Below are 7,727 nucleotides of genomic sequence, written 5' to 3'. Positions count from 1 at the left end.
GGGGAAGTACTGGGCGACGGAGTTGATGACGACGGTGTCAAAACCGGCTTCGGGCAGGTCGGCGACCGAGAGGGCGTCGCCCTGGGCCAGGGTGATATGCGACCAGCCGCGGCGTTCGACCCCCTGGCGTACGTCGGCCAGCGCGGAGGCGGACAGGTCCACGGCGTGGACGGCCCGGCATGCCTCGGCGTAGCGGAAGAGCAGGAGCCCGGTGCCGCAGCCGATCTCCAGCAGCCGCTGGGGACGGAGTTGGTGGATGCGGTGGACGGTGCCGTCGATCCACTCGCGCATGTCGGGTTCGGGGATGGGCCGGCCGGTGTAGCTGCTCTCCCACCCGGCAAGGTTGAGGTCATCGGCGGGGTGCTTGTCGTGCTCGTCGTGGGATCCGGCGTACTCGTCCTCGAAGACCGTCTGCCACTGGTCCAGCAGGAGGGTGTTCTGCTCCTGGGCCGCGGCGTCCAACCACTGCCGGGTGGGGCGTAGATAGGCGACCAGAGTGCGGCCGTCGGCGGACCCTTGTGGGACGACCACGCCGTGGGCGACGGCCTCGTGCTGGGCCAGGGCGGCCTCGATCTCGCCCAGCTCGATGCGGAACCCGCGGATCTTGACCTGGTCGTCGTTGCGGCCGACGTACTCCAGCGACCCGTCGGGCAACTGCCGCACCAGGTCTCCGGTCCGGTACATCCGGGCGCCGGTCCGGTCGCCGTACGGGTCGGGGAGGAAGCGCTGCTCGGTCAGTTCGGGCCGGTTGAGATAGCCGCGGGCCACACCCGCGCCACCGACGTGCAGTTCGCCGACCGCGCCGAGGGGGACCGGGCGGCCTCGGCCGTCCAGGACGTAGATACGCAGATCGGGGATGCGCACCCCGATGGGGCTGGCGGAGCCGTCGGTGTCGGCCACCGACAGCGGCCGGTACGTCACGTGCACCGTGGTTTCGGTGATGCCGTACATGTTGACCAGCTGGGTGTCCCGGTTGAGCGGGCGCCGCAGCCACGGCTTGAGCGCCGCCACGTCCAGCGCCTCACCGCCGAACACCACCGTCCGCAGCCGGTGCGGGGCCCCCTCCTCGCCCTGCGCTGCGATCAACTGCCGGAAGGCACTGGGGGTTTGGCTGAGAACCGTGACCCCGGCCGAGCACAGTAGCTCGTAGTACTCCCCCGGGTTACGCGTCACCGTCTGCGGTACGACCACCAGCCGCCCGCCGTACAGCAGCGCCCCCCACATCTCCCACACCGAGAAGTCGAACGCGAAGGAGTGGAACAGCGTCCACACATCCTCACTCCCGAAACCGAACCACCCCTCGGTCGCGGTGAACAGCCGCGTCACATTCCGGTGCTCCACCAGCACGCCCTTGGGCGCGCCCGTGGATCCGGAGGTGTAGATCACATAGGCGAGGTCGGTGGGTGCCCCGCCGGTGTGGTCCGGGTCGCCGTCCGGCAAACTCTCCCATGCCGGGGCGTCGGCGTGGATGTCGACCACCGGGATGTCGAGGGTGTCAAGACCGTCGGGGACGGATCCGTCGACCAGCAGCACCCGGGGCGCGCTGTCGTCGAGGATGTAGCGCAGCCGCTCCACGGGGACGGCCGGGTCGATGGGCACATACGCGCCACCGGCCTTGAGCACCGCCAGCACACACACCAGCAGTCGCTCGCTACGCGGCAGACACAGCGCCACCAGCACATCCCGGCCCACACCCAGCCCACGCAGATGGCGCGCCAACCGATTCGCCCGCGCGTTCAACTCCCCATACGTCAGCGAACAACCCTCGTACTCCACCGCCACCACATCCCGCGACCCGGCCACCACCTCCTCGAACCACCCGTGAACACTCCGCTCCCGCGACACCACACCACCCGGCCGCTCATTCCACTCGACCAGGACCCGGTGGCGCTCGGCGGCGGGCAGGACGTCGACGGCGAGCGCTTCGGTCCGGGTGCCGTCGTGGGTGGCGAGGGCGGCGACGATACCGGTCAGCGCGGTCTCCACGTAGTCCACGACCGCTTCGCACGACACGGCGTCGTCCACCCGTACATGCAGGGAGAGTTCGCTGCCGAAGTCGTCCAGGGACAGTGACAGCGGGTAGTTGATGGCGTCGGTCTCCCCCAGCCAGTGGATGCCCTGCTCCTCCAGGCCGGTCGCGGCCGGGCCGCCGTGGCCCGGTTCGAAGTGGCGGACGTTGACGACCGAGCTGAACAGGGCGTCGCCGCCCAAGCCGCTGCTGGACTGGGCCAGGCTCAGCGGGGTCTGCTCGCGGGCGATCAGCTCCTGCAGCCCGCTGTCGACGTCCGCGATCAGCTCCCGTACGGTCCTGCCGGCGAGGCGGACCCGCAGGGGCAGGGTGTTGATGAAGTTGCCCAGCATCCGCTCCACCCCGGGCACGCCCTGCAGCCGTCCGGACATCACGGTGCCCAGGACGACGTCGTCCCGGCCGGTGGCCGCGGCCACCACACACGCCCACGCGGCGTGGAAGAGGCAGGCGGGGCTGAGGTGCAGCCGCTGGGCCTGCGCGCGTATCTGTCGGGTGAGCTCCGCGGGCAGGGCGCGGCGCAGCTGCGGGTACCGGTGGCCGTCGCCCCGTACGTTCGTCAGCCCGAAGGGCGTGGTCGGCTCGTGCACATCGCCGAGGGCGGCCCGGAAGTGCGTCTCCGCGTCGGTCGACGCCATCCGGTGCAGGGTGTGGGCGACGAAGTCGCGGTACGGGGCCGGGGGTGGCGGTTCGGTCCGGCCCGCCATGTGGACCGCGAGCTCCTGGAGGAACAGCCGTAGCGTGGTGGCGTCCTCGATGAGGTGGTGCGCGCTGAGCAGCAGGTAGCGGCGGTCCGTATGCGGGTCCTCGGCGATGAGGAGGCGCAGCAGCGGCGCCTGGTCCACGGCCAGGGCCCGCGGCCGGTCCAGCAGGGCCCGCGCCTGCCGCTCGACGTCATGGTCCGGGTCCAGCAGGGTCCGCTCCACGGTCAGGCGGGCGGTGCGCTGCACGATCTGCACGGGCTCGGGCAGCCCTGTGGTACGCACGGCGGTGCGCAGGACGTCGTGCCGGTCGATGAGCGCTTGCAGGGCCCGGGTGAACCTGTCGCACGCCGATTTGTCGTCGGCGGCCAGGAGGATGGAGACCAGGTACGGGTCGTTGTCCGGGTCCAGCAGATGGTGGAAGAGGATGCCCTCCTGCGCGGGGGCCAGCGGATAGATGTCCGATACGTTCGCCGCGCCTGCGGGCACGGTGGCCACAATGGCGTCGATCTGCTCCTGGGCCAGCTCCACCAGCGGCAACTGGTCCGGGGTGATGCGCTCGCACCCCTCCTCGATCAGGTTCGGCGGCGGCTCATATGCCTCGGCCGCCACGCCTCGGTCGATCTCCGCGGCCAGCCGGGCCAGCGTCGGGCTGGCAAACACGTTTCGTACCGACACCTCGTGGCCCAGCTCCTTGATCCTGGCCACCAGCACCGTGATCAGCAGCGAATGCCCGCCCAACTCGAAGAAGTTGTCGCCCGCGCCGACACGCTCCTCGTCGAACCCCAGCAGCTCCGCCCACACCGCGGCCAGTGCCCGCTCGGTGGCCGTGCTCGGGGCCACGTACTCCCGCCGCGCATACGCGTCGATCCCGGGGGCGGGCAGCGCCTTGCGGTCCAGCTTGCCGTTCGTCGTCAGCGGCAGCGTCTCAAGGACCACGAACGCACTGGGCACCATGTACTCCGGCAGCAGCCGCTCCGCATGCCTGCCCAGCTCGGCCCGCAGATCCTGCTCCGGGTGCTTGACCGCCGGGACCACGTACGCCACCAGCTGCTTGCCGCCCGGCTGGTCCTCCCGGGCCACCACCACACATGAGCGCACCGCCTCATGGCGGCCCACGGCGGCCTCGATCTCACCGAGCTCGATCCTGAATCCCCGGATCTTGACCTGGCCGTCGTTGCGGCCCACATACTCCAACGAGCCGTCGGGACGCTGCCGCACCAGATCGCCGGTCCTGTACATCCGGGCGTCCGGCTGCCCGGCAAACCGGTCGGGGAGGAAGCGCTGAGCGGTCAGTTCCGGGCGGTTGAGGTAGCCACGGGCCACACCGGCGCCACCCACGTACAGCTCGCCCACGGCACCGACCGGCACCGGCTCGCCCTGCCCGTCCAGCACATACACCCGCAGATCCGGGATGCGCACCCCGATCGGGCTGGCCGATCCGTGGATGTCGGCCGGCGTCAGTGGCCGGTACGTCACATGGACGGTGGTTTCGGTGATGCCGTACATGTTGACCAGCTGGGTGTCCCCGTTGAGCGGGCGCCGCAGCCACGGGTCGAGCGCCGCCACGTCCAGCGCCTCACCGCCGAACACCACCGTCCGCAGCCGGTGCGGCGCGCCCTCCTCGCCCTGCGCTGCGATCAACTGCCGGAAGGCACTGGGGGTTTGACTGAGGACCGTGACCCCGGCGCTGCACAGCAGCTCGTAGAACTCCCCCGGGTTACGCGTCACCGTCTGCGGTACGACCACCAGCCGCCCGCCGTACAGCAGCGCCCCCCACATCTCCCACACCGAGAAGTCGAACGCGAAGGAGTGGAACAGCGTCCACACATCCTCACTCCCGAAACCGAACCACCCCTCGGTCGCGGTGAACAGCCGCGTCACATTCCGGTGCTCCACCAGCACGCCCTTGGGCACACCGGTCGATCCCGATGTGTAGATCACATACGCCGCGTCGGACGGCGCGGACCCCACCTCGGCAGGCGCCAGGTCGCCGTCCGGCAGACCGTCCCACTGCGCAACGTCCGCCCGTACGTCGATCACCGGGATCTCGGCAGTGTCCAGCGCCTCCGGGACCCGCCCGTCGACGACCAGCACCCGGGGCGCGCTGTCCCGCAGTACATGGGCAAGCCGCTCCACCGGTGCGGCCGGGTCCAGCGGTACGTAGGCGCCGCCGGCCTTGAGCACCGCCAGCACACACACCAGCAGTCGCTCACTGCGCGGCAGACACAGCGCCACCAGCACATCCCGGCCCACACCCAGCCCACGCAGATGGCGCGCCAACCGATTCGCCCGCGCGTTCAACTCCCCATACGTCAGCGAACAACCCTCGTACTCCACCGCCACCACATCCGGCGACCCGGCCACCACCTCCTCGAACCACCCGTGAACACTCCGCTCCCGCGACACCACACCACCCGGCCGCTCATTCCACTCGACCAGGACCCGGTGGCGCTCGGCCTGATCCAGCAGGACCAGCCGGGAGACCTTCTCCCTCGGGTCGGCGGCGACGGAGGCGAGGAGGGTGGTGTAGTGGCGCGCGAAGCGGCGGATGGTGTCCGCGTCGTACAGGTCGGTGTTGTACTCGACGGTGCCGACCAGCCCGTCCGGGGTCTCGCGCAGATCGAGCGTGACGTCGAACTTGGTGACATCCACGTCGAACTCGACCGGCAGCACCTCGGCCTCGCCCAGCCGGGTCTCCTGCTCGGTCTGCGCCTCCTGCAGCACGAACATCGTCTGGAAGACGGGCGAGTGGCTGAGGCTGCGCTCCAGCCGCAGCGCGTCCACCACGGCCTCGAAGGGCACGTCCTGGTGGTCGTACGCCTCCAGCGCGGACTTGCGCACCTGCGTCAGCAGTTCGGCGAAGGCCGGGTCGTCCGCCAGGTCGGCGCGCATCACCAGGGTGTTGGCGAAGAAGCCGATCAGCCCCTCCACCTCGCGGCGGTTGCGGTTCGCCACCACCGTGCCGACGGCGATGTCCGTCTGCTGGGTGTAGCGGTGCAGCACGACGTGGTAGGCCGCGAGCAGCGTCATATAGAGCGTGGCGTCGTGCCGGGCGCCGACCTCCCGCAACCCGTCGACCAGCTCGGCCGGACACCGGAAGCTCTCACGCCCCCCGCGGTACGTCTTGATCGGCGGGCGCTCCCGGTCCGTGGGCAGCGTCAGCCGCGGATCGACCCCGGCGAGCTGCCGCGTCCAGTAGTCCACCTGGCGGCTCTGCACCTCGCCCGCGAGCCACTGGCGCTGCCAGTGGGCGTAGTCGCGGTACTGGACGGGCAGCGGCTCCAGGGCCGAGGGGCGGCCGGTGCGGAACGCCTCGTACAGGGCGGCCAGATCGCGGTACAGGACACCGGCCGACCAGCCGTCGGACACGCCGTGGTGCATCGTGACCAGCAGTACGTGTTCGCGCTCGGACTCGCGCAGCAGCCGTGCCCGCACCAGCGGGCCGCGCTCCAGGTCGAACGGGGCCACCGCCTCCCGCCCACAGAGCCCCGGCAGCTCGGCGGGGTCGGCCAGGTCCTCCTCGCGGACGGCGAAGTCCCGGCCGTCGCCGATGTGCTGGTACGGCACGCCGTCGTGGTCCACGAACCGGGTGCGCAGCGCTTCATGCCGCCGCACCACCTCCTCCAGCGCGCGCACCAGCGCGGGGCGGTCCAGGGGTCCGCGCAGCCGTACCGCCATCGGGATCGTGTAGGCGGCGGTGCTGGCCCCGTCCAGCTGCGCCAGGAACCACAGGCGCTGCTGGGTGAACGACAGGGGAACGGATTGGTCGGGGGACTCGGGCGCCGACGGAATGATGGCGAGCTCCGTCGACAGGGCCGCGGTGGTACCGGACGGTGTGCGGCGCTCCAGCTCGGCGGCCATGTCGGCGAGCCGGGGGGCGTTGAAGACGGCCTGGACGGGCAGGTCAACGGCGGTCTGCTGCTGCAGCCCGTTGATCAGCCGGGTTGCCAGCAGCGAGTTGCCGCCGAGCGTCAGGAAGTTGCTGTCGGCGCCGAGCTGGTCGGCGTCGATCTCCAGGGCCTCCGACCAGGCGGTGACCATGGTCCGCTCGGCCTCGGAGAGGCCGCGGTCCGCCGGGGGTTCGGTGCGCGCGGCGTGTTCCTGGGCGCCGGCCGCAGCGTCGCCGCCCGGGTGTGGCCCGGGCGGCGCGGCTACGCCCGGCTGTGCCTCGGTCGGCGCGGGGCCCGCGGCCACCGGCTTGCGGCCGGCCCAGTACCGACCCGACTCGAACGCGGTGGTCGGCAGCGACACCAGCCGGCGCGCCCCGTCGTGGAGCCCGGCCCACGGCACATCGACCCCGTGGACCCACAGTTCGGCCAGGTGCTCCAGCTCACCGTCCGCCACCAGCCCGGCGAGCAACGTCTCGCCCCGGGCGCTGGTCAGCACTCCGGCTACCGGGCCCGCACCGTCGTCGGCGTTGCCCGCGTACACCGGTGCGCCCGGGAGCGGGCCGTCGACGACGTCGTCGTCCAGATAACGGGCCAGCGCCTGGATGAGTCCTTCCGTGGACCCCGCCACCACGGCGAGGCGTTCGGGCAGGGCCTCTCGGCCACGCTGCGTGGTGTACGCGACATCGGCCAGGTGCACCGTGTCCGCGTGGTCCACCAGATACGTGTGCAGCCTGCGCGCCGCGATCCGTAGCCGCTCGTCGGTCCGGCCGGACACCACCACCAGCTGACGTCCGGGGTCGTGGGCACCTTCCACCACGGCCTCGACCTTCGGCGGTGCCTCGATGACCAGGCTGACATGGCTGCCGCCCGCCGCCACCGAGTTGACCAGCGCACGACGTGGCGCCGGGGCGTCGGCCTCGCCCCGGGGTTCCCAGTCCGACAGCGTCTCGCACAACCGCAACGCCGTTCCGTCCAGATCCAGATTGGGATTCGGAACGCCGGCCGCCACCAGAGGAGCGAGCTGCTGATGGCGCAGTTGCAGTACGACCTTGGTCAACTGGGCGATGCCCGAGGCCGCCTCCGGGTGGCCGAGGTTGGACTTCACCG

At 71.2% G+C, this 7,727-nt stretch carries 1 protein-coding gene; it reads right to left on the bottom strand.

The features are described from left to right. On the bottom strand, positions 1 to 7,727 hold a 7,727-nt coding region (locus CCN51_RS46990), incomplete at both ends, for a non-ribosomal peptide synthetase (protein ID WP_086860980.1).

The organism is Streptomyces milbemycinicus, from assembly GCF_002154605.1.
Classification (GTDB): Bacteria; Actinomycetota; Actinomycetes; order Streptomycetales; family Streptomycetaceae; genus Streptomyces; species Streptomyces milbemycinicus.
This window is presented reverse-complemented; position numbering and strand designations above follow the sequence as displayed.